Annotated in this window: 19 protein-coding genes; 12 read left to right on the top strand and 7 right to left on the bottom strand. The window is 59.7% G+C overall.

Going from position 1 to position 22501, the window contains the following annotated elements; all coding sequences use genetic code 11:
- Nucleotides 1–241: 241 nt before the first annotated feature.
- The 6 genes from ACCD02_RS20970 to ACCD02_RS20945 all read left to right on the top strand — a co-directional run bounded on the left by ACCD02_RS20970 (nt 242) and on the right by ACCD02_RS20945 (nt 7030).
- Nucleotides 242–2338, top strand: coding sequence for an LTA synthase family protein (locus tag ACCD02_RS20970; RefSeq protein WP_413305968.1), 2097 nt, complete (start codon nt 242–244; stop codon nt 2336–2338).
- Between the two features lie 255 nt (nt 2339–2593).
- The gene (locus ACCD02_RS20965; protein ID WP_413305966.1) at nt 2594–2830 is read left to right on the top strand and encodes a hypothetical protein; all 237 of its coding nucleotides are present in this window, start codon (nt 2594–2596) and stop codon (nt 2828–2830) included.
- 207 nt (nt 2831–3037) lie between these two features.
- Nucleotides 3038–3409: a ribonuclease E inhibitor RraB gene (locus ACCD02_RS20960; RefSeq protein ID WP_413305963.1), complete on the top strand. Its 372-nt coding sequence runs from the start codon at nt 3038–3040 to the stop codon at nt 3407–3409.
- Between the two features lie 427 nt (nt 3410–3836).
- A complete protein-coding gene (locus ACCD02_RS20955; RefSeq protein WP_413305960.1) occupies nt 3837–5246 on the top strand; it encodes a circularly permuted type 2 ATP-grasp protein in 1410 nt (469 codons plus the stop codon).
- A gap of 12 nt (nt 5247–5258) precedes the next feature.
- On the top strand, nt 5259–6218 hold the full coding sequence (locus ACCD02_RS20950; protein WP_413305957.1) for an alpha-E domain-containing protein: 960 nt from the start codon (nt 5259–5261) through the stop codon (nt 6216–6218).
- Complete coding sequence (locus tag ACCD02_RS20945; protein WP_413305955.1) at nt 6215–7030, top strand: transglutaminase family protein; 816 nt, start codon at nt 6215–6217, stop codon at nt 7028–7030. The genes ACCD02_RS20950 and ACCD02_RS20945 overlap by 4 nt, the downstream gene beginning before the upstream one ends.
- A 150-nt stretch (nt 7031–7180) precedes the next feature.
- Here the strand turns inward: ACCD02_RS20945 and ACCD02_RS20940 are convergent, their stop codons facing one another.
- Together ACCD02_RS20940 and ACCD02_RS20935 are read right to left on the bottom strand one after the other, a co-directional pair.
- Complete coding sequence (locus ACCD02_RS20940; protein WP_413305952.1) at nt 7181–7987, bottom strand: c-type cytochrome; 807 nt, start codon at nt 7985–7987, stop codon at nt 7181–7183.
- 5 nt (nt 7988–7992) lie between these two features.
- Complete coding sequence (locus ACCD02_RS20935; RefSeq protein ID WP_413305950.1) at nt 7993–8364, bottom strand: rhodanese-like domain-containing protein; 372 nt, start codon at nt 8362–8364, stop codon at nt 7993–7995.
- Between the two features lie 661 nt (nt 8365–9025).
- On the opposite strand from ACCD02_RS20935, the gene ACCD02_RS20930 reads away from it, so the two are divergent.
- Entirely contained in the window at nt 9026–9754 is a 729-nt protein-coding gene (locus tag ACCD02_RS20930) for an amidotransferase (protein ID WP_413305947.1), read from the top strand.
- 15 nt (nt 9755–9769) lie between these two features.
- Here the strand turns inward: ACCD02_RS20930 and ACCD02_RS20925 are convergent, their stop codons facing one another.
- On the bottom strand, nt 9770–10741 hold the full coding sequence (locus ACCD02_RS20925) for a magnesium and cobalt transport protein CorA (protein WP_413305945.1): 972 nt from the start codon (nt 10739–10741) through the stop codon (nt 9770–9772).
- Nucleotides 10742–11128: 387 nt separating this feature from the next.
- Between ACCD02_RS20925 and ACCD02_RS20920 the strand changes: the two genes are divergently transcribed.
- The 4 genes from ACCD02_RS20920 to dsdA all read left to right on the top strand — a co-directional run bounded on the left by ACCD02_RS20920 (nt 11129) and on the right by dsdA (nt 16420).
- Nucleotides 11129–12364 (top strand): MFS transporter, encoded by a 1236-nt coding sequence (locus tag ACCD02_RS20920; RefSeq protein ID WP_413305942.1) that lies wholly within the window; start codon nt 11129–11131, stop codon nt 12362–12364.
- Between the two features lie 77 nt (nt 12365–12441).
- The gene (locus ACCD02_RS20915) at nt 12442–13353 is read left to right on the top strand and encodes a LysR family transcriptional regulator (RefSeq protein ID WP_413305939.1); all 912 of its coding nucleotides are present in this window, start codon (nt 12442–12444) and stop codon (nt 13351–13353) included.
- A gap of 123 nt (nt 13354–13476) precedes the next feature.
- On the top strand, nt 13477–14997 hold the full coding sequence (locus ACCD02_RS20910) for an amidase (RefSeq protein ID WP_413305937.1): 1521 nt from the start codon (nt 13477–13479) through the stop codon (nt 14995–14997).
- A 64-nt stretch (nt 14998–15061) separates the two neighbouring features.
- A complete protein-coding gene (gene dsdA, locus ACCD02_RS20905; protein ID WP_413306083.1) occupies nt 15062–16420 on the top strand; it encodes a D-serine ammonia-lyase in 1359 nt (452 codons plus the stop codon).
- Between the two features lie 64 nt (nt 16421–16484).
- Here the strand turns inward: dsdA and ACCD02_RS20900 are convergent, their stop codons facing one another.
- Nucleotides 16485–17174: a crotonase/enoyl-CoA hydratase family protein gene (locus ACCD02_RS20900; RefSeq protein ID WP_413305935.1), complete on the bottom strand. Its 690-nt coding sequence runs from the start codon at nt 17172–17174 to the stop codon at nt 16485–16487.
- A 216-nt stretch (nt 17175–17390) separates the two neighbouring features.
- Complete coding sequence (locus tag ACCD02_RS20895) at nt 17391–18065, bottom strand: class I SAM-dependent methyltransferase (RefSeq protein WP_413305932.1); 675 nt, start codon at nt 18063–18065, stop codon at nt 17391–17393.
- 128 nt (nt 18066–18193) lie between these two features.
- Here ACCD02_RS20895 and ACCD02_RS20890 point away from each other — a divergent pair, with 128 nt between their 5' ends.
- Nucleotides 18194–18895 (top strand): GNAT family N-acetyltransferase, encoded by a 702-nt coding sequence (locus ACCD02_RS20890; protein WP_413305929.1) that lies wholly within the window; start codon nt 18194–18196, stop codon nt 18893–18895.
- A gap of 61 nt (nt 18896–18956) precedes the next feature.
- On the opposite strand, the gene fecA is transcribed toward ACCD02_RS20890, so the two are convergent.
- On the bottom strand, nt 18957–21314 hold the full coding sequence (gene fecA, locus ACCD02_RS20885; RefSeq protein ID WP_413305926.1) for a TonB-dependent Fe(3+) dicitrate receptor FecA: 2358 nt from the start codon (nt 21312–21314) through the stop codon (nt 18957–18959).
- A 238-nt stretch (nt 21315–21552) separates the two neighbouring features.
- Nucleotides 21553–22494: a FecR domain-containing protein gene (locus ACCD02_RS20880; protein ID WP_413305924.1), complete on the bottom strand. Its 942-nt coding sequence runs from the start codon at nt 22492–22494 to the stop codon at nt 21553–21555.
- Nucleotides 22495–22501 lie beyond the last annotated feature (7 nt).

Here is a 22501-nt window from a genome sequence, read left to right as displayed (position 1 = left end):
CGACGGAATTTTCACCTGCGACCCTGAAAATGCTGCATGAAATTTTGCCTGCCATGGCTGCTGGCCCTTGCATTGAGAGGCATTAGCTTTCAGGCTTGCGCGCCATGCGTGCTACCTGCCCGTGGCAAGCAGCAGTTGATGAAGTAGCATTTGCTACCCATCACCGGTCGGCTTTCTCGTCGTAGCCGGCTGCACAGGCATTTTTGAACATCAACCTGAATCCAACGGATCCTAGAACGACATGGCCCTAACGGACGCCCTGAGTCATAAGCGCGCATCGCCGCGCGCGCCTCAACCCACCGTCAAATCGCATCTGGCCTATACGCTGATCAGCGGTCTGGTGCTGATGGTGATGTACAGCCTGCTGCGCCTGGCGTTGCTGGTCTACAACCGGGAAATGATCGGCCAGACCCCGGCCTCGACCTTTATCGAGGCGTTCGGCAACGGGCTGCGTTTCGACCTGCGCCTGACGGTCTATCTGGTTGCGCCGCTGCTGTTGGCGCTGCTCAGTGCCAGGGTCATGCGATGGCGCGGGCTGTTCCGTTTCTGGCTGACCCTGGGAGCGAGCATCACCCTGTTCCTGGGCCTGATGGAGATGGATTTCTACCGCGAATTCCACCAGCGTCTTAACGGCCTGGTCTTCCAGTACATCAAGGAAGACCCCAAGACCGTCATGAGCATGCTCTGGTACGGCTTCCCGGTGGCCCGCTACCTGATCGCGTGGGTACTGGTGACCTGGTTGCTGAGCCTGGTGTTCAAGGGCGTTGACCGCATGACCCGACCGCGCCGGGAATTCAGTATCGGCGCCAACAGCAATCGTTCTGTCGCGCCCTGGTACGGCCGTATCGCCGTGCTGCTGGTCTGCGTGGCCATTGCCGTGGTCGCTGCCCGCGGTACGTTGCGTCAGGGACCGCCATTGCGTTGGGGGGATGCCTACACCACGGACTCCAATTTCGCCAACCAGATGGGCCTCAACGGCACCTTGTCGCTGATCGAAGCGGCCAAGAGCCTGGGTTCCGATGACCGTTCCAATATCTGGAAGGCCACCGTCCCGCAGCCCCTGGCACAGCAGACCGTGCGCGACATGCTGTTGACCGCCAATGACAAGCTGGTCGATTCCGATATTGCCGCCATCCGCCGTGACTTCACCCCGCCTGCCGCCAACACCTTGCCGGTGAAAAACGTGGTGGTGATCCTGATGGAAAGCTTCGCCGGTCATTCGGTGGGAGCCTTGGGCGCCAAGACCAATATCACCCCGTACTTCGACAAGCTGGCCCAGGAAGGCCTGCTGTTCGACCGTTTCTTCTCCAACGGTACCCATACCCACCAGGGTATGTTTGCCACCATGGGTTGCTTCCCCAATCTGCCGGGTTTCGAATACCTGATGCAAACCCCGGAGGGAGCCCACAAGCTGTCCGGTCTGCCTGCGCTGCTCAGTGCGCGCAATTATGACGACGTCTATGTCTATAACGGCGACTTCGCCTGGGACAACCAGTCGGGCTTCTTCAGCAACCAGGGCATGACCACTTTCATCGGCCGCAATGATTTCATCAATCCGGTGTTCTCCGATCCTACATGGGGTGTTTCCGACCAGGACATGTTTGACCGTGGCAACCAGGAGTTGAAGGCCCGGGAAGCGACCGGCAAGCCGTTCTATGCCCTGCTGCAGACGCTTTCCAACCATACGCCTTATGCCTTGCCGGCGAACCTGCCAGTGGAGCGCGTTACCGATCAGGGCACCCTCAGCGAGCACCTGACCGCGATGCGTTACGCGGATTGGGCGCTGGGCCAGTTCTTCGAGAAGGCCAAGAAAGAGCCCTACTTCAAGGACACCATCTTCGTCGTCGTCGGCGATCATGGTTTTGGCAACAACACGCAACTGACCGAAATGGACCTGGGGCGCTTCAACGTGCCGATGCTCATCATTGCACCGGGCATCCAGCAGAAATTCGGCCAGCGCAGCCACACCGTGGGTACACAGATCGACATCGTGCCGACCATCATGGGCCGCCTGGGTGGCCAGACACGCACCCAGTGCTGGGGCCGTGACCTGCTCAACCTGCCGGAAGGTGACAAGGGCTTCGGCGTGATCAAACCGTCAGGCAGCGAGCAGACTGTGGCCCTGATCACGGGTGACCGTATCCTGATCGAACCTAAAGGCATGGATCCGAAGGTCATGACCTACACCCTGGGCGGCAATCAACACGCCGAAGAACTCAAGGACGTACCGGACATGGACGCACTGCGCCTGAAGCTGGAAAGCTTCCTGCAGACCGCAACCAAGAGCCTGCTGGACAATACGGCGGGGGTAGCGCCGAGCAAGAACAAGGGCCAGTAAGGGTTTTGTTCGTAACACAAGAGGGCGCCAGTGATGGCGCCCTTTTTTTGCAATGAGCTCGTTGGCGCGAGGCTTGCCCGCGACATCCTCAGCGCGGTTTGTCTGGCAAACCTCGTTACTCTATTCGCGGGCAAGCCTCGCTCCAACGAAACGTCATGTCTGTGCCATGTGAGCCCCGGTGTTTTTTGAACGAATACACGCGCTCCCATGTCCGAATCAGGTAAGCCGTTTTCCCGGCCGGGCTGAGGAGACATCATGAAGCAGTGGATCATTTCGTATCAGGATAAAGATGGTGAACAACGCAACTACGATCACCCCGCCGAGCAGCGGCCAAGCGAGGAGGAGGCTGCCCGTATCCTGCGAAAGTATCTGTACCCGGTGACTTCAGAACTGGATCTCAACGATCTTGAAGGGCGTACCGCAGAACCCACGGTCAAGTCGTTGGACGAGCAGAACAGCGTCAAGATCATCGCCATTACCGAAGCGCCCTGAACAGCCAGCAAAAAGCCCATTGGCAGAGGCCGAAGTTGGGGTTACTCTGCAAATGAGTCCGGTCAATTCCTTTGCCGGACTCGTCCATGTCTATGCCGGGCACGTTGCCCGGGCTTGTCCGCTTCATGCTTGACTCCTTCGCGGCAGAGTATCTGTCGTGTTCGGGAGCGTTGAAACTCTATCTATCGTTGCATAGGAGGACGTTTCATGAGCACAGCCTATCAAGATGACATCAGCAGTCATGTACTGCGCCGCATGAAAGAGAGCGGCTTCGATTTCGCACGTATCCACCCCATCGAGTTCTATGCCACTTTCCCGAATGAGGAGCGGGCCCGGCAGGCAGCAGAGCAATTTCGTGGCGAATCCCTGAACACCCAGATCAACCCCGGTGATGACGGTGCCTGGCATATGCAACTGAGCAAGGTCATGCACGCCACCTACGATGGCATCGGGGATTTCGAGCAGGACTTCCAGATGGTCATTACCCCGCTCGATGGCGAAGTCGAGGGCTGGGGCGTGGTTCAGGAAGTATCAGCTGATCAACGCCTTGCCAATATGACTCCACGTTATTCGTGTTAAAAGCCACGGCCAACCCCTCACAGGGCTGGCCGTTTTTTTATGTTTTTGAAATGTCGTGCGCAAAAAAAAGCCACTCCAGGGAGTGGCTCAAAGGGAAGTCCAATAATAAATCCGGTCATCGCAAACGCTGTTGTCTTTTCGAAAAATCTTCGCGTGGCTGCGGCTGACACTTGTGTTTGCTAGGTTGCCGGGGATTATGCGGAAACAAATGTCTCCTCGGGAAATCAACTCTGGCTATGCTGGTGATAGATTTTACGATGAAGAACGCTTCCGAATGAGGCGTAGGAGAATTGGTGAGGGCGGATATTGCACAGGAATGGTGCGCTGTTCGTTTGATGTATATCTAACCAATTGATAAATAAGCGTTTATGCCGATGGCACGGGCCTTGCGAAGGCTCTTGGTGTCCGTGGTGACAAGGAGTACGGCATGATCCGCACCTTTTATGATGAGATGTACGATGCAGGCGGCCTGGTCCGCCCGCATTATCGGGAGTTCGCCCGCTGGCTGGGTGATACGCCTCCTGAATTGCTGGCTCAACGCCGGCGCGAAGCCGACTTGCTGTTCCACCGCGCCGGGATCACGTTCACGCTTTATGGTGACGAGCAGGGCACTGAGCGCCTGATCCCCTTTGACACGATCCCGCGCAGCATCCCCGCCAGCGAATGGCGGATTGTCGAACGAGGCTGCATCCAGCGCGTCAAGGCGCTGAATATGTTCCTTGCCGACCTGTACCACGAACAGCGCATCATCAAGGCCGGGATCATTCCCGCCGAGCAGGTGCTGGCCAACGAGCAGTATCAGTTGGCAATGCAGGGCCTGAACCTGCATCGTGATCTTTACTCGCATATCTCCGGTGTCGACCTGGTCCGCGATGGCGACGGCACGTATTACGTGCTCGAAGACAACTTGCGTACTCCCAGCGGCGTGAGCTACATGCTCGAAGACCGCAAGATGATGATGCGCCTGTTCCCCGAGCTGTTCTCCGCACAACGCATTGCCCCCATCGATCACTATCCAAGTCTGTTGCTCGATACCCTGAAAAGCTCAAGCCATCTGGATAATCCGAGTGTGGTGGTGCTGACGCCGGGTCGCTTCAACAGTGCGTTCTTCGAACATGCCTTCCTGGCGCGGGAGATGGGCGTGGAGCTGGTGGAGGGCGCCGACCTGTTCGTGCGTGACGATCGCGTATTCATGCGCACCACCGATGGCCCCAAGGCTGTCGATGTGATCTACCGTCGCCTGGACGATGCCTTCCTCGATCCCCTGGCGTTCAACCCGGATTCGATGCTGGGCGTGCCCGGCCTGCTGTCGTCCTACCGTTCCGGCAACGTCGTGCTGGCCAACGCCATCGGCACCGGTGTCGCCGATGACAAGTCGATTTATCCCTATGTCACGGACATGATCCGTTTCTATCTGGATGAAGAGCCGATCCTCAAGAACGTACCGACCTGGCAGTGTCGCAAACCCGAAGAGTTGTCCCATGTACTGGCCAACCTCGGCGACCTGGTGGTCAAGGAAACCCAGGGCTCCGGCGGTTACGGAATGCTGGTGGGACCTGCGGCCACGGCAGCGGAAATCGAATCCTTCCGCGCTCGTCTCAAAGCCAAGCCACACGCTTATATCGCGCAACCCACATTGTCCCTGTCGACCTGCCCGACCTTTGTCGAGAACGGCATCGCCCCGCGACATATCGACCTGCGCCCATTCGTTCTTTCCGGCCGCGAAACCCGTGTCGTGCCCGGCGGCCTGACCCGCGTTGCATTGCGCGAAGGCTCGCTGGTGGTGAACTCGTCGCAGGGTGGCGGAACCAAGGACACCTGGGTGGTCGAGGATTAAGGATGCCTGCCAATGCTAAGTAGAACTGCCTCGGATCTTTACTGGATGTCACGTTACCTGGAGCGAGCGGAGAATCTCGCGCGAATGCTGGACGTGAGCTATTCGCTGTCATTGATGCCCCAGGACGGGCGTGGCGACGGGCTGGATGAAATCGCGATGCCGCTGCTGATCACCGGCACCCTGGAGACTTACCTGGAGCGCCATGGCGAGTTGCATGCCGAACGCATGCTGCATTTCTTCGCCCTGGACGCAACCAATCCCGCGAGCATCTACAGCTGCCTCGGCGCGGCCCGGGCCAGTGCCCATGCCGTGCGCGGGCGAATTACCGCCGACATGTGGGAGAACATCAACTCCACCTACCTGGAGATTCGCGGGATCGCCGAGCAAGGCCTGAGCCGCTACGGCATGAGCCGTTTCTGTGAGTGGGTCAAGGAGCGTTCGCACCTGTTCCGTGGCGCGACCTACGGCACCATCATGCGTAACGATGCGTTCCGTTTCATTCGTCTGGGCACCTTTATCGAGCGCGCCGACAACACCATGCGCATGCTCGACGCCCGCTATGAAATGCTCGAACTGCGCGGCACTCAGGCCAATGCGGCGGCGGACAACTCGGCGGCCGGTTATTACGAATGGAGCGCCTTGCTGCGTGCGCTGTCGTCGTTCGAGGCCTATACCGAGGTCTATCGCGATGCGCCAGGTGCGCGTCATGTCGCCGAGTTGTTGCTGTTACGTGCCGACATCCCGCGTTCGTTGCGTGCCTGTCTTGAAGAGCTGGATCAGATCCTCGCCAGCCTGCCGGGGGCCAACGGCCGGCCGGCCCAGCGCCTGGCTGCGGAAATGGATGCACGCCTGCGTTACACCGGGATCGACGAGATCCTCGATGAAGGCCTGCACGAATGGTTGAACGAATTCATCCCGTTGGTAGCCCAACTCGGTGACGCTATCCACACTTCATACCTGGAGGCTGCATGAGACTCTCAATTAGCCACGAAACGACCTATCACTACGACGATCAGGTCCGGGCAAGCATCCAGTATTTGCGCCTCACGCCCCACGACAGCGAGCGCCAGCACGTTTTGAGCTGGCAGTTGAACCTGCCGCGTCCGGTGCGCGCGCAGATCGACCCGTTCGGTAATATCCTCCACGTCCTGACACTCGACGAGCCCCATGAAGCCATCATCATTGGCGCCCGTGGGCAGGTCGAGATCGATGAAAAGCGCGAATCTGAGCACGAAAGCCAGTCGGCCCTGCCGTTCCTGCGTTTTACCCGCCTCACCGAAGCCGACGAGGCGATGCGCATCTTTGCCGCCAAGCAATGCCGCAAGCGCAAGGACCGGACTGCGCTGATCGACCTGATGCATGGCGTCAACCAGCACATCACCTACACGCCGGGTTCGACCGAAGTCGAGACCAGCGCGATCCAGGCATTTGCCGGTCGTTCCGGTGTCTGCCAGGACCATACCCATGCTTTCCTGGCCTGCGCCCGCAGCCTGGGTGTGCCGGCGCGCTATGTTTCGGGCTATCTGTACAGCGAAGACAGCGAACATCTGTCCAGCCACGCCTGGGCTGAAGCCTGGATCGACGATGCCTGGTACAGCTTCGACGTGACCAACCAGTTGGCCATTCCTGAGCGCCACCTGAAGCTGGCTGTCGGCCTGGACTATCTGGATGCCTGCCCGGTTCGCGGCATGCGCCGTGGTGGCGGCTCCGAGCAGATGCACGCCAAGGTATCGGTCACGCCGAGCCCGGTCGCTTTACCGATGATGCAGGCGCAGGTGCAATAAGCACTGGGTAGTGATGGGGGCATATTTGTGGGAGCGAATTTATTCGCGAAGAGGCCCGGACGATCAATGCATTTTGATCGGCCGGGAGACCATTTTCGCGAATGAATTCGCTCCCACCTGATCTCATTAGCCTGTAAAAAAGGCTCTGTCTCAATTCCCCGCACGCCGCTGCGCCATATGCTGCAAATACCCGATCACCTGATTCAGCTCACCATCGGACAGCACTTCTGTCGGGATGGCGGGCATGCGTGCCTGTGGCCATTGGCGCAGGTCCTGGGGATTGCGGATATACAGTTTCAGGTAATCAGCGGCGAAATATTCGGTGGGGCTGTGGGGCATGTTCAGGTCGGGGCCGACTTGAGCATCACCCGCGCCGTTGAGCCGATGGCAAGCCAGGCAATGTTTCTGGAACAGGGCGAACCCGAGGTTGACCGGATCGTCGGCGGCCAGTGCCGGGTCCGGGGTCAATGCCGGGAAGCGCTCGGCCACTGAGGCGAGCAGGCGGACCTTGGCCACGGCATAGGGCCATTGTTCAGGACCTATATCGCCAGCCTGAGGATCGGTCCACACCAGATAGAAAGGCCCGGCGCTATGCTTGCCTTCACTCAGTGGTGGCCAGGGCTGCGCCGGGTCCTCGATAGCCAGCCAGGCCCGCGCGCCACGGTTCTGCAACAGCGGCCCGGCCGCTAACTCGGCGGCAAAGCCGTCAGTGGCCACGGCCTGCAGATGGTCTTGCGGGCTGACACCGCCGAGCAGGGCCGACATCGGCACCACGCGATAGCTCATCTCTCGCTTGTAGGAAACATCATTGGCGATGCGTACTTCCTGGGCCAACGGGTGGCTCAGTAACTGCGCGGTGTCCCAGGTATGGGCGCCATCGGCCAGTTCGACGGTCAGTTGTGCCGCGTGCAGCGGAAGTGCCAGCAAGGTGCCGGCCAGCAGGGATAGAAAGCGCAAGAACGTTACTCCGCAGGATCATCGCTGGTGTCATACAGGGCGTTATGCAGCTCTTCATAATCGCCGCCGTTGATGATGCCGGAATATCCCGCTCTTATCAGCCGGTCTTGCGCTTTACTGGCTTTTTCGATGCTGCTGCTGAAGATCACCACCGAGACGTTCCGGTCGTTGAGCACCTGTTTGAGTTGATTGACCAGGCGCACTTCATCGACGCGGATGGCATTGAGCACCGTACCGGCTTCATAGTCGGTCTGACTGCGCACATCGATGGCCAGCTTGCCCTCGCGCAGAGCGCTCACGGCGCCAGCCTGATCCACTTCTCCCGCCAGGGCAGTGCCACAGCAGGTTAGAGTAATGACTGCGACCCATCGATGCATTGGCCGTCCTCCATCAATTGGTGGAAGAAGATTGGCACAGATCAACTCAAGATGCCGAGTCTATCAGCCGAACAGACGGGTCATGTTCGGCAGGATCAGCAAGAGCGTGGTGACGAATACGATAAGTCCGGCTTGGCGTAGTTTTGACCGCTTGTACTTGAACATGGCTGACCGCCTTTATTGTTATTGCCTGAGCGAAAAAAGCTCACCGATTTCATTCAGAGAGAATCGGGCAGCTTGCAAAGGTGATTGCACTGAGCAGTGGCTTCGACCGCATGAGGGTCGACAACCTGGGCACCTGATCTGTTTTTTAGTGTACCCGCTGCTACAGACCTAACCTTAGAGCCCGGGTGCGCCATGGCTTAGAACCATTTCGTATCTATAACGCAAATTTTACAGCCTGAAAGTTATTAATCAGGGCCCATAACCCACGCCGTTGGCTGGCTAGACGCTTTGCCGACTTTTACCTGAGGCAACCAGCCATCACTACCGTTCGTCTGACGCCGATACTTCCTACAATGTAAGCATTAAAACCGCCCCCACCTAACAGTTCCCGTTCAGGCATTTGTGCGCAGACTGGCAAAACGCCGCTTGCCATGGGCCGCCGGTTCAAGGCAGGCTCTATTCCTGCACTATTGCCTTTATCGCTTCAGGTATTTTTATGTCGTTACGCATCTGCATTCTGGAAACCGACATCCTGCGCCCGGAACTGGTCGATCAATATCAGGGTTACGGGCGGATGTTCGAGCGACTCTTTTCACGTCAGCCGATTGCCGCTGAATTCACTGTCTATAACGTGATGCAGGGTGTCTACCCGGCGTTGGAAGAGCGGTTCGACGCCTACCTGGTCACCGGCAGCAAAGCCGATTCCTTTGGCAGCGATCCCTGGATCCAGGTCCTCAAAGAGTACCTGCTCAAGCTTTACGCCCGCGGTGACAAGCTGCTGGGCATCTGTTTCGGTCACCAATTGCTGGCGCTGCTGCTCGGCGGCAAGACCGAGCGCGCCACCCAGGGTTGGGGCGTGGGCATTCACCACTACGATCTGGCTCCGGCCAAGGCCTGGATGACGCCGGCCGTGGAAAAGCTGACCCTGCTGATCAGCCATCAGGATCAGGTTACCAGCTTGCCGGAGAAGGCCACTGTCATTGCCTCCAGCGAGTTCTGTCCGTTCGCCGCCTACCATATCGAAGATCAGGTGCTCTGCTTCCAGGGCCATCCCGAGTTCATCCACGAGTATTCGCGGACTCTGCTGGATATCCGTCAGGAATCCCTGGGTGAGCAGATCTATCAGAAAGGCATCGCCAGCCTCGACCACGAGCACCATGGCACGACCGTGGCCGAATGGATGATGCGCTTCGTCGCCAACAAGCCCGCGACCGAAGCGCTGTGAAGGGCAGGGCTGGCCTCAGAGCCAGCCCAGACGCCGGAACATCACGAACAGTGACGTACAACCGGTTGCGATCACGCCCAGCACGATGAAATAACCGTACTGCCAGCTCAGCTCCGGCATGTGCTGGAAGTTCATCCCGTAGATCCCGGCAATCGCCGTGGGGAAGGCCAGGATCGCCGCGCCTGCGGCGAACTTGCGCTGCACGAGGCTCTGTCTTGATGACTCCAGCAGCATGCCGATCTCGATGGTCTGGCTGGCGATATCACGCAGGTTGGCCAGGTCCTCCATCTGCCGCTTGACGTGGATTTCCACATCGCGGAAGTACGGTCGCATGTTCTTGTCGATAAACGGGAAGTTGAGCTTCTGCAGCTCTTCGCCAACTTCCACCATCGGCGACACATAACGCCGCAGACGCAGCACATCGCGACGCAAACTGTGGATGCGCTGGATATCGGCCTCGTTCAGCGAGCCGCTGAGCACGCTGTGTTCCAGGTCCTCCAGCTCGCAATGAATGGCCTCGGTGACCGGTTGGTAATTCTCGGTGACAAAATCCAGCAGGGCATAGAGCACGAAATCCTCTCCATGCTCAAGCAGCAACGGCCGCGCCTCGCAGCGTTGGCGCACCAGTCCGTAGGACTTCGACTGGCCATTGCGCGAAGTGATGATGTAACCCTTGCCGGCAAAGATATGAGTTTCGATGAATTCGAGTTTGCCGTTCTCGCGAATCGGTGCGTAAGTCACGATAAACAGGCCGTCGCCAAAGCTTTCCAGCTTGGGCCGACTGTGAATTTCCAGGGCGTCCTCAATGGCCAGTTCGTGCAGGTTGAATTGCCTTTTCAGCGTTGCCAGCTCATCGGCATTGGGTTGTTCGAGGCCGATCCAGACAAAATGCCCCGGTTTGGCGGCCCAGGCTGCGCCTTCATCAAGGGTGATATTGGTGACTTTCTTGCCAGCGTGGTAGACAGCGGCAGCAACGACTCGGCCCATGGCAGTTCACTTCTTTCTTATTGAGTGGCAGTAAGGCAGCTTAGCGTGCCTGCGTCTTCTGATGTAGGGGGCAGGCACAGTCCTCGTAGGACCCTGTGGGTCGTGGGTAAATTCACTCAAAACCCATGCTCTCAGTTCTGAACGGGTGTTTTTTTCGGCCGGACTTTAACCGCATCGAGACGATCAGTCACTTCAATAGCGCACTTCTTCAGTGCGACAAGGGCCATTTAAGTGGCTGTAGAGCTGCCCCTTTACAGGGCTGTCGCACCACCGGCGTGCTATGAGTTTTTGCGACGGCTGTGCTCTAAAACCGTCACTTGTTCGCTGTTTTTCCCACTCCTAGGATGAGGCCACGAATTATCCAGCCACCGAACAGGCGTGCAAAAAATGAACATCAAAAATGCCCTGCACAGACCGCTAGTCGTCTTTGTTCTCTTGTATCTCGGTTACGTCATTTCTTATATCGACCGCTCGGCCATTTCCCTGGCGTTGTCTCACATCGGCAAGGATTTCAATCTGGGGCCGGCTGAGCTGGGCGTCGTGCTCAGCGCGTTTTACCTCGGCTACGCGGCCATGCAGATCCCTGGCGGTTGGCTGGCGGACCGTTTCGGCGCAAAGGCCGTGGTCATCGTCTCCATCAGCCTGTGGTCGGTCTTTACCCTGATGACCGGGCTTGCCTGGTCCCTGGCCTCACTCCTGGTCATCCGCTTTCTGTTCGGTCTGGGCGAGGGCAGCTATCCGTCGTCGGCGATCAAGGGCGTGGCAGAGATCTACACCCGCAAGGACCGGCCGAAGATGGCCAGCCTGATGATTTCCTCCAATTACACCGGCAGCTTCGTCGCGCCGCTGATCATTGCGCCACTGATTCTCTGGTTGGGCTGGCGTGACGTGTTCCTGGCCATCGGTGTTGCAGGCATTGTCTTCGCTGTGATGTACGCCGTTGTCGTCAAGCGCCCGCAAGCCTATGGCAATTACCAGCCTGATACCGGTTCCCGGTTGGGCAAGGCCAGTGCCAAAGAGCTGCTGCGTATGCCGTTGTTGTGGAAGATCGTGGCCATCTGGTTTGCCCTGGGTCTGGTCAACAAGGGCCTGGATGCATGGATGCCGATGTATCTGCTCACCGCCCGTGGCCTGGATCTGAAGACCGTCGGCATGCTGGTGCCGCTGCCGTTCATCAGTGCCGCGATCGCCACGGCCATGGGGGGCTGGCTGATGGTCAAGTACTTCGACGGGCGGGAAAAGTATTTGATGATGGGCAGCTGCATACTGACCGGTGTTTTCCTGTACGGCATGTACACCTCGCAAACCACGACCGAAGTGATTGCCTATCAAGCGGCGGCGTACTTCTTCAAATCCTTCGTCTTCGCTGCCGCGTTCGCCTTGCCGACCAAGATTCTAGCGCAACGCCTGGTAGGCACCGGCATTGGCATGGTCAATTTCGGCGGACAACTGGCAGGCTTTGTATCGCCCATGGTTATCGGCTTTTTGGTGTCGTACTACAAAACCTACGATTCGGCCTTCCTGTTCCTGATTGGTGCCACCGCCGTAGCCGCCCTGATCAGCATGACCCTGAGCGCGAGCAAGATTCTCTCAGTGCAGCAAGCCAACGCCCACGAGGCCTGATCATGGCACGTGTCCTCGGCAAGCCTGCTGGCAATGGATTAAGCTCGACCGTCCACCGGACAGAGAAATCCATCCCCATGAGCGCTCGAACCTTGAGTGAGACTGCCGTTCGCTACTTCCTGCAAGTGGTCAACAGCGGTTCGATCAGCGAAGCCGCCGTGCGCCTGCATGTGGTGCCTTCTGCGGTCAGCCGCCAGATCAGTCGTCTCGAAAGCGAACTGGGGGCGGTGCTTTTCGAGCGCCAGTCCCGGGGTGTCAGCCTGAGCCCGGCAGGGGAGTTGCTGGCTGCATATGCACGCCGCACCCTGCTCGATGCCGAGCAGGTCAGCCAGGAAATCAGCGCCCTGCGCGAGCAGTCCGAGTCCTTGATCAGCATCGCCTGTACCGAAGGTTTTGCCTCACAGTGTCTGCCGGGTGCTATCGCCGGTTTTCGAGCCGGGGGCGCCGCGAGTTGTTTTCGTATCGTCGTCGCCTCGGCCCTGGAAGTGACACGGATGGTCCGCGAGGCCGAGGTGGATATCGGTTTTTCCTTCAGTCTTGGTGTGGCCAGGGACATCAGCGTGGTCTACAGCCAGCCGGCACCGATTCTGGCCGTGGTGTCCCCAGGCCATCCGCTTGCCGCCAGCGGCACCCAGGCACTCAAGCAGGTGGTCGAACATCCATTGGCCCTGCCGGGACCGGACACTACGATCCGTCAGTTGCTGAACCTGTATTGCAGCCGCGAAGGGCTCAATTACAAAAGCGTGCTGGACAGTGATCACCTGGAAGCGCTGTTGACATTCTCCATGTCCGGCGCGGCCATCACGTTTTGTGGCGAGTTATTCGTGCGCGAGCGTTTGCGCCAGGGCCACCTGGTGGCACTGACGGTGCCCGAGATGTGCGGTGGTGAGCGCTCCATCGAAATCCAGACCATGGCCAGGCGGCCCTTGTCGACGCACCTGCAAGCCTTTATCGAATATATGAAGTGCGTATTACCTGACACCCCCTGATGACGTTGACGGACTGTTGCAGCTGGCATCTTTAAAAGGCATCGCAGCCTTCTAAAAATGTCGGTTGTTGCCCCATGCCCCGATTTTTATATTGGCTGCAGACTTTTAGTTGAGAACTCTCTTATGAAAACGCAGAACGAACTGCTCGGCAAAAGCGCTGTTGAACTGAAAAAGTTGATGGACACCCGGCAGGTCTCGCCGGTGGAACTGCTCGATGCCTGTATTGATCGTATCGAGGCGCTGAACCCGAAGATCAATGCGTTCTGCGCCACCTCCTTTAAGCGTGCCCGCGAGGAGGCGATTGCCGTCGAACAGGCGATCATGAAAGGCCAGTCGCGCGGTCTGCTCAGTGGCCTGCCGATTGGTATCAAGGATCTGGAAGAAACCGAAGGTCTGCAGACCACCTACGGTTCGCCGTTGTTTCGCGGCAACGTACCGGGCAAGGACAATGAGTTGGTGCGGCGCTTGCGCGCGGCCGGTGCGCTGGTGGTCGGCAAGACCAATGTGCCGGAAATGGGGGCAGGGGCCAACACCCGCAATCCGGTCTGGGGTGCCACGGGGAATCCCTTCAATCCGCGCCTCAATGCCGGCGGCTCGTCCGGTGGCGCCGCAGCGGCGCTGGCGGTGGACATGGTCCCGCTGTGCAGCGGCTCCGACACCGGCGGTTCGTTGCGCATCCCGGCGGCCAAGTGCGGCATTGTCGGCCTGCGCACTTCACCGGGCCTGGTGCCCAGTGAGCGCAAGCTGCTGGGCTGGACGCCGATTTCCGTGGTCGGCCCCATGGGGCGCAACGTCGACGACACCTGGCTGCAATTGGCAGCGACGGCGGGCGTAGCCGCCAGCGATCCGTTGAGCTACGAGTTCAGCATGCCGGGCGCCCCCAGTGCTGGCGTGGATCTGTCGACACTGCGGGTGGGCTATACCGAAGACTTCGGCGTCTGTGACGTTGATGACGGAATCCGTCAGGTATTCCGCAACAAGATAGCCGCGCTCAAGGGTGTATTTGCCGTCTGCGAAGAAGTGCAGATCGACATGCAACACGCCCACCGTTGCTTTGACGTGGTGCGCGCCGAGGCGTTTGTCGGCAGTTTGCAGGCCGCCTACGAGAAAGATCCGGATTCCCTGGGCCCCAATCCCCGCGCCAACTATGAAATGGGCGCGCAGATGTCGCTCAAGGACTGCGTCTGGGCCGGTGCCGAGCAGACCCGTATTTTTCGTCGTTTCCAGCAACTGTTCAGCCAGTATGACTTGATCCTGTCGCCGACCACCCCGGTCTCGGCGTTCCCCTGGGAACAACCCTATCTGACCCACGTCAACGGCGTGGAGCTGGAAAATTATTACCGCTGGCTGGCGCTGACCTATGTCGTCACTCTGGCCACCAACCCGGCGCTGTCCATGCCGTTGGGCGTCGATCATCTGGGCATGCCATTCGGGATGCAATTGATCGGCAAGTTCCGTGGTGATCTGGAATTGTTGCTGGCTGCCCGGGCCCTGGAGAATCACTGCGAGCAAATAGCCGACCTGCGTCGTCCGCTGCCGGATCTCCAGGCCCTGGCCGACAGCAATGTGGATCTGTGGACGCCGGTTACCCATCCGCCGCTGGAACAGGCCGTGAGCAGTAGCGCCGGTCTGTCGGCTGTTTGATTCCCCTCTTTGATGACCTGCGCACAGCCTTGATGGCGTGCGCAGCGGAGACCTGAGCATGCTTATGTCGGTGTATGGAAAACAGTTGTCGGACTGGAAGCACGAGTTCCCGTTGCTGACGGCGTTGCTACGACTTGACCCTGTCACCTGGTTCAATCCGGCCGTTGCGCCGTTGGCCCAGGCCCTTGATGACATTGTGTTGGGGCCGGCCGATGTGGCCCAGGCCAGTGCGCGATTGCAACGTTTCGCGCCGTTTCTGGCCCAGGCCTTCCCTGAGGTGGCGGTCAGCAATGGCATCATCGAGTCAGAGCTGGTCGAGGTGCCGACGTTCGCCCAGGCACTGTGCGAGCGCTATGCAGTCAATGAGCCGGTCAGACTGCTGCTGAAAAAAGACAGTCACTTGCCGATTTCCGGTTCGGTCAAGGCTCGGGGCGGGATCTATGAGGTGCTGTTTCATGCCGAACAACTGGCGATCCGCCATGGCCTGCTGACGGTTGATGATGACTACCGCAAACTCGCCGGACCTGAGTGTCAGGCATTGTTTGCGGCGCACAAGATCGCCGTGGGTTCTACCGGCAACCTGGGGATGTCCATCGGCATTGCCGGTGCCCGGCTGGGTTTCGCGACCACCGTGCATATGTCCGCCGATGCCCGCCAGTGGAAGAAGGACAAGCTGCGCAGTCATGGCGTCAGCGTCATCGAGTACGCCGGCGACTACGGCCAGGCCGTCGAGCAGGGCCGCAAGGAGGCGGATGCCGATCCGACCTGCCATTTCATTGATGACGAAAACTCCACCACGCTATTCCTGGGTTACGCGGTGGCGGGGGAGCGTCTCAAGGCGCAGTTCGAGCAGCGCGCAATCAAGGTCGATGCCGAGCATCCGTTGTTCGTCTACCTGCCTTGCGGGGTGGGGGGCGGGCCTGGCGGCATTGCATTCGGCTTGAAGCTGGCGTTCGGTGATCACGTTCACTGCGTGTTTGCCGAGCCCACTCAGTCGCCCTGCATGCTGATGGGTGTCTATACCGGATTGCACGAAGGGCTGGCCGTGCAGGATTTCGGTATCAGTAACCTGACGGCAGCCGACGGCCTGGCGGTAGGGCGGCCGTCAGGCTTTGTCGGTCGTTCCATGCAGCGCATGCTCGATGGTTATTACACCCTCAGTGACGAAGAGATGTTCATCTTGCTGTATCTCATGCAGTCGACCCAGGGCATCGCCCTGGAACCCTCGGCGCTGGCCGGGGCCCCAGGCTTTGCCAGGGTTTTGCAGGAGGACCAGGGCTACCGTCAGCGCCTGGGCCTCGATGCCGAGCGTTGCGCCAATGCAACCCACCTGATCTGGGCTACCGGCGGCGGCATGGTGCCTGAGGCCGAGATGGACAAGTATCTCGTCACGGGACATTCACTGGTGACAGCGGGGTTGTAAGCGGCTGCGGGACCGGTTTTGGCAGGAGAGCTCGCTGGCCAGAACCGGTCCCATGCATATCGATTTACAAAGGGTGCTGCTGATCCTCTTCGATCGCCTTGTCGAGGGTTTCCAGCAGCGCCTTGCGCACTTTGAGCTTGGTGTTCTTGTGTGCCTTCATATTGATCTTCTGCAATTGCAGCGCGACAGTGCGCGCCGCTTCCGACAGCTCTTCGACGCTGACCAGTCTGTCGAAGAAACCGGCCTCCATTGCACCCTTGGGGTCAAACATCTCGCCATTGATCACTGAGCGGTTGAATGCCGATTTACGCAGGCGATCACGGGCCAGTTCGATGCCGACATGGTGCATGGTCATGCCGATCTGCACTTCGTTCAGGCCGATGCTGAACGGGCCTTCGACACCGATGCGGTAATCCACCGACAACAGCAGGAACGCACCCTTGGCCACGGCATGGCCAGGGCAGGCCGCGATCACCGGGAAGGGGTGTGACAGCAGGCGGCGTGACAGCGTGGAGCCGGCCTTGACCAGATTGATCGCCGCTTCCGGGCTGGAAGTCATGACTTTAAGATCGTAGCCACCGGAAAGAATGCCCGGCTGACCGGTCAGGATGACCACGGCACGATCTTTCTCGGCCTGGTCCAGCGCGGCATTCAGGGCACCGATCACATCCGGGGAAAGGGCATTGACCTTGCCATTGCTCAGGGTCAGCGTGGCGACGCCCTCTTGCAGCTGATACGAGACCAAATCACTCATGACGCCATTCCTTTTTATTGAAGTGTGCAGACGTTACTCACCCGCACAGGACAGGTAAAGCGATGACTGATGGGTCAGGATTTTAGATGGCAGTGGTCAATTCTGTGGGAGTGAATTCATTCGCTAAGAGGCCAGTACACTCGACACATATTCATGGCCTGCACTGACGCTTTCTCGAATGAATCGCTTCCACAAATAACAAATTGATCCAGTTGGTTACATGTTGTCCGACAGAAGCGGCATTTTCGCTGTGAACAACGCCACCTTACCCACCACCTCAATCTCGACATCGGCAAAGTGCAACACCAACGCCTGACGTAACCCTTCGACCGTATCCAGCCGATTCCCGAAAATCCCCTTCTTGTTGTACACATCCATCAGCTTGCTGCCAAAACCGTTATGCCCGGCCTCGTCGCCAAGAATGGTCGCGCCGTAGAGCACGCCACCTTCGGCCAGGGCATGCTTGAGGTTGGCGAAGACGTGGGCCTTTTCGGACATGCTGCCGGGCAGGCAGTGCAGCAGGTAGAACAGGGAAATCGAGTCGTAGCGGCCGAGCAGTTCGGCAGGCAGTGGCTGGAATACGTCGTGCTGGATGACGCGGGTGCTGGCCCGGTTCAGGCGCCGGCGGGCGGTTTCCAGGCTGCTGGCGTTGAGGTCGACCAGAGTGACTGCAGTGGAATGGGGCAGTTGCGCCTTGGCCAGGTAATAGCCGGTGCCGACGCCCACATCCATATGGCGAAAGCCCACATGGCGGCGGAAGAACGGCAGCAGTACCTGGCGGGTCGGGCATTGCCAGGCCCATTGGTTGGAAATGCCCAGGACCCATGCGTCGTAGAGCTTGAGGGTCAAGGGAGAGTAGACGGCTGCGCCTGCTTCGCTGGTGTGCTGCATGAGGCCTCGGGTCGTGGGATGCGATGTGACGGCAGCGACTTCTGGTTCGCCGCTACACATTGATAGTGATTTGCGAGCCAACATCATAGAGTCTATGGGGTGATTCCGTCAGCAGAAGAGCCAGCGTCTTGAAAATTATCGACTTCGAACTGGACAACCCCATCTGGCACGCCCTGACCGGCCCACACGCCCCTCTCGGCACGGCCACGCCATCAGCCGCCATCTATAACCCGGCGGTGTCGCGCTTTGCCGGGTTGCTTGAGCCCTCTGCCGAAGCCTTTGCCCAGTTGGCAAGCCTTACTGCCCCTGAAGAAATCATCGCCCTGGACACTGCCTGGCCCGTCAGCCCGTCGCCGCACTGGCAGGTGGTCAATGTCGAGAACCTTGAGCAGTTCGTTTGCGAGCAGCCCGTGGCACCACCCCCTGCCGGGGCTGACAGGGTGGTGGCGTTGAACACGGCCGATGTCGAGCAGATGCTTGATCTGGCTGCCCGGACACAGCCTGGTCCGTTCAGCGCCGAGACCATTCGTTGCGGGTATTACGCGGGGGTGTGGGATAACGCGCAACTGGTGGCCATGGCCGGCGAGCGCCTGACCTTGACCCATGCCGTGGAGATCAGCGGGGTATGCACGGCGGCGAGCCATCGCGGGCAGGGGCTGGCGGGGATATTGGTGCAACTGCTGGCAGCGCGGGCCCAGGGGTTGGGCCAGCTGCCGTTTTTGCATGTGCGGACCGCCAATGTCTCAGCGATCCGCCTTTATGAAACGCTGGGCTTTCGTCATCGCCGGACAATGCAGTTGACCGTTCTCAAGCGCAGTGCGGCTGCCTGAGTGTAATTCCTGTCTGGCATACAGCCGCCCGCTTGCTCCTGCAGATCACCCCGTATCCGACTTAGAAATCAAACGATGTCTGCAGGTAGACCGTGCGTGGCTCTCCGGCATATTTGCCTTTGTTGTTGTCATCGAACGAGCGGGTGAAGTACTCGTGGTTGAGGATGTTTTTCACCCCTACCGCGACGTTTAGGTTGGACAGTTGCGGGCCGAAATTGTAGGCGGCACGGGTGCTGAACAGCATATAGCCAGGGATCTTGCCGGTGCTGCCGTCGGCGCTTTCGGCGCGGGTGTTGGCGTTGTCGGCGAACTGGTCGCTCTGGTAGCTGCTGTCCAGGTTGAGCTTCCAGCGGCCCTCGGTGTAGCCCAGGCCCAGGGTGCCTTTGTGGCGCGACGAGAAGGGCACGCGGTTGTCCTGGTTGGGCCCTTGTTCGCGGATAGTGGCGTCGACGAAGGCGTAGGTGGCGTAGACATCAAACCCATCGAGCAACGGGCTCAGACCGCTCAGGCCATAGTTGATGCTGGTCTCGATGCCCTGATGGCGAGTCTTGCCCCGGGCGATCACGGTGTCGTTGGTCTGGTTGCTGTCGTACTGGTTGTTGAAGTTGATCAGGAAAGTACCGATCTCGGCGCGCAGGTTGCCATTGTCGTAGCGGGTGCCGAGTTCCCAGGTGCGGGCTTTTTCCGGTTTCACTTCGCCGCTGCTGACGCGGTTGGGCATCTGGCTGTACTGCACGCTGCCGAACGAACCTTCGGTGTTGGCGTACAGGTTCCAGCTTTCGGTCAGGTGATACGTGACGTTCAGTGCCGGCAGCGCGGTGTTGTAGTCACCCTTGAAGTCCTCTTTGCTCAGGTTGTTGGCCTGTTCGGACTTGATGCGTTCATAGCGTACGCCGGGGGTAATGGTCCATTTGCCGATATCGATGCGGTCATCAATGAAAAACGCATTGGCCTCGGTGCCGCCACGGGTATCGCGGTCGTTGCGGCTGTCGGTGGTGGGCAGGGTGTTGGAGGCGATCGGCGTGCGGAAACGCAGTTCGTGACCGGCTTCGTTGATATAACGGTGGCCGATGCCGACTTCATGCCAGCTGTCGCCGAGGGCAAAGCCCTGGGAGAAACGGCTTTCGATCCCGCGTACCCAGTACTGGCGTGGCGACAGCGACAGGAAGGTGCCCTGGTCCAGATAGCCACTGCGCAGGGTCTTGGTGAAGAAGGTATTGACCGTGAATTCCCGGGCATCTTCCTGATAGCGATAGCCCATATTGACCATGGTCCGGCGCCCCCAGAACTTGTCGTAGGGGCGTGTCGACTGGAAGCGATCAGCCTTGTAGTCCGCTGTACTCAGGCCGCCGGGCATATCGGCTTCTCCTTCGTAGTACTGGGCTTCGGCATTGAGGCTATTGGCGTCGTCGATCTGGTATTTACCCTTGAGGATCAGGTCGTCGATCTGCGTGTCGCTGTGCTCGCGCCAGTCGCCGCCACGGGTGCCGGAGTAGAGCAGGGCGCCGCCCAGGCCGTTGTCGGCGGTGCCGCCAGCGAGCAGGTTGCCACTGGTCTTGAAGCCGTCCTGGCTGGAGGACGGGCTGGTCGAGGTCTGGAAGCCGCCCTTGACCGTCGGCGCATCGGGAATCGCCCGGGTGACGAAGTTGACGATACCGCCGACGTTCTGCGGACCGTAGCGCACGGCACCGCCGCCACGGACCACGTCCACGGCGTCCATGTTGCCCATGCTGATCGGCGCGAACGACAGCTGCGGCTGGCCGTACGGTGCGAAGGGCACCGGGATGCCGTCCATCAGTACGGTGGAGCGGGTCGCCAGGCGCGGGTTGAGGCCGCGTATGCCGAAGTTCATCGCCATATCATGGCTGCCGGTGCCGTTGTTTTCCGGTGCGTTGACGCCGGGAATGCGGTTGAGCACTTCCCGTGCGGTGGTGGCGCCACTGCGTTCGAATTCTTCGCGGCGAATGACGTCACGGGCACCGGGATGTTCGAATACGTTGCTCTGCTCGGCCGAACCCAGCCAGTCGCCGACCACGGTGGAGGATTCCAGCTCGACGGTTTTCGGCGAGCTGTCGCCGGTTGAAGCTGATACGGGTTGCAGGCTGTAGGCATTCTCTCCCTCGGCGCGGGCTTGCAGGCCGGTGCCCTCGAGCAGTGTCGCCAGGCCCTGATCCGGGGTGTAGGCGCCGTTCAGGCCCTTGCTCTGCATGCCCTGAGTCACTTGCGAACCAAAGGAAATCAGCACGCCGGACTCACGACCAAACTGGTTCAGCGCCGCCTCCAGTGAATTGGGGGCAATATGGTAGGCGCGAGGCTGAGCCTGCTCGGCCATGGCGTAGGGCAGGCTGACCAGGCTGAGGCTGGCGCCGAGCAGGAGGCGGCGCAGGGTGTGGGCGAGCGGCGTGAGTTGCGTTGACATGCAAAGGCGTCCTTCAGAGATGCGTTCAAGTGGGCATTACCCTCTTGTCACGCGAGACGCAGAAAACGGCTCACTCTAAATAAAAAAAATCTAAAAAAAGATTCAGGCTCGGCCCCCCAAACACAAATCTCGTGGGAGCGTGGCTTGCCCGCGAAGAGGCCGGTGCATCCGCAGAATCCTCTACGGCTGAAATACCGTATTCGCGGGCAAGCCTCGCTCCCACAATGATCATTCCAATTCAGGCTCGGGCTTCGACGCTCACCCAGTAACGGGTGAAACGCCGTACCCGCACCGGCAGGCTGGTTTCCAGCAGGTCGAGAATGCGTTCGGTATCGCCCAGTGGATAGCTGCCGGAAATCTGCAGGTTGGCCACGCTCGCCGCGCAATTGAGCTGCCCACGACGGTAGCGGCCCAGTTCGCCGAGAAAGTCCGCCAGACGCATATGAGCGGCGACGAGCATGCCGTCGACCCAGGCGCCGCTGTTGGCATCCAGTGAATGTACGGGCCGCCAGGTCAGGGCATTGAATTCCACCTGCTGACCGCCCTCGACGGTCAGCGGATAGCCGCGTAATTGGTTCGGATTGAGTTCAACACGACCGCTGAACACTGACAGCCGCGTGACCCCGGCCAGTTGCCGGACATTGAAACGCGCCGCCTGCGTGCCAAGCGTGCCTTCGGCGGTGGCGACCAACAGCGGCGTTGCAGCCGCGCTGCTGGTCAGCATGATCTCTCCTTCCAGCAGGTGGACCAGGCGTTGCCGGCTATCGATGCGCACATCCACGGCGCTGGCGGTATTGAGCTGCAACTGCGTGCCATCGCTCAACTGCCGGGTACGACGCTGACCCAGTGGGCTGCGGTAGTCGGCCAGCAGGGGCGGCAGCAATTCGCGCTGCTGGAAGCTCAAACCCGTTGCCGAGCCCACGCCCAGTAGCAACCCCAGCTTCAGGGCACGTCGGCGACTGGCCTGGGCCGGAGCATTGAGCGCGGCGTGGGCCAGGGCCGGATTGACCCCGCGCAGGCGCTGATTGACCGCCTGAATATGCTCCCACGCCCGCTGGTGCTCCGGCTGCGCACCGAGCCACTGGCGCCAGGCCAGTTCCCGGGCGGCGCAGGGCGGGCCTTCCTGGCGCTCCAACAGCCAGTGCACGGCCTGTTCGGCAACTTGCTCGGGTATCTTCATGGCCGTA

It is taken from the genome of Pseudomonas sp. Pseusp88, from assembly GCF_047303955.1.
GTDB lineage: Bacteria > Pseudomonadota > Gammaproteobacteria > Pseudomonadales > Pseudomonadaceae > Aquipseudomonas.
The sequence above is the reverse complement of the archived record's forward strand: the minus strand, read 5'-3'. Positions and strand labels throughout refer to the sequence as shown.

Bases quoted from the DNA above. Each gene is read 5' to 3' on its own strand.
- ACCD02_RS20920 (WP_413305942.1), top strand. From the start codon at position 11,129: ATGAACATCAAAAATGCCCTGCACAGACCGCTAGTCGTCTTTGTTCTC.
- ACCD02_RS20910 (WP_413305937.1), top strand. From the start codon at position 13,477: ATGAAAACGCAGAACGAACTGCTCGGCAAAAGCGCTGTTGAACTGAAA.
- ACCD02_RS20945 (WP_413305955.1), top strand. From the start codon at position 6,215: ATGAGACTCTCAATTAGCCACGAAACGACCTATCACTACGACGATCAG.
- ACCD02_RS20955 (WP_413305960.1), top strand. From the start codon at position 3,837: ATGATCCGCACCTTTTATGATGAGATGTACGATGCAGGCGGCCTGGTC.
- fecA (WP_413305926.1), bottom strand. From the start codon at position 21,314: ATGTCAACGCAACTCACGCCGCTCGCCCACACCCTGCGCCGCCTCCTG.
- ACCD02_RS20960 (WP_413305963.1), top strand. From the start codon at position 3,038: ATGAGCACAGCCTATCAAGATGACATCAGCAGTCATGTACTGCGCCGC.
- ACCD02_RS20970 (WP_413305968.1), top strand. From the start codon at position 242: ATGGCCCTAACGGACGCCCTGAGTCATAAGCGCGCATCGCCGCGCGCG.
- dsdA (WP_413306083.1), top strand. From the start codon at position 15,062: ATGTCGGTGTATGGAAAACAGTTGTCGGACTGGAAGCACGAGTTCCCG.
- ACCD02_RS20880 (WP_413305924.1), bottom strand. From the start codon at position 22,494: ATGAAGATACCCGAGCAAGTTGCCGAACAGGCCGTGCACTGGCTGTTG.
- ACCD02_RS20935 (WP_413305950.1), bottom strand. From the start codon at position 8,364: ATGCATCGATGGGTCGCAGTCATTACTCTAACCTGCTGTGGCACTGCC.
- ACCD02_RS20950 (WP_413305957.1), top strand. From the start codon at position 5,259: ATGCTAAGTAGAACTGCCTCGGATCTTTACTGGATGTCACGTTACCTG.
- ACCD02_RS20965 (WP_413305966.1), top strand. From the start codon at position 2,594: ATGAAGCAGTGGATCATTTCGTATCAGGATAAAGATGGTGAACAACGC.
- ACCD02_RS20915 (WP_413305939.1), top strand. From the start codon at position 12,442: ATGAGCGCTCGAACCTTGAGTGAGACTGCCGTTCGCTACTTCCTGCAA.
- ACCD02_RS20895 (WP_413305932.1), bottom strand. From the start codon at position 18,065: ATGCAGCACACCAGCGAAGCAGGCGCAGCCGTCTACTCTCCCTTGACC.
- ACCD02_RS20900 (WP_413305935.1), bottom strand. From the start codon at position 17,174: ATGAGTGATTTGGTCTCGTATCAGCTGCAAGAGGGCGTCGCCACGCTG.
- ACCD02_RS20925 (WP_413305945.1), bottom strand. From the start codon at position 10,741: ATGGGCCGAGTCGTTGCTGCCGCTGTCTACCACGCTGGCAAGAAAGTC.
- ACCD02_RS20930 (WP_413305947.1), top strand. From the start codon at position 9,026: ATGTCGTTACGCATCTGCATTCTGGAAACCGACATCCTGCGCCCGGAA.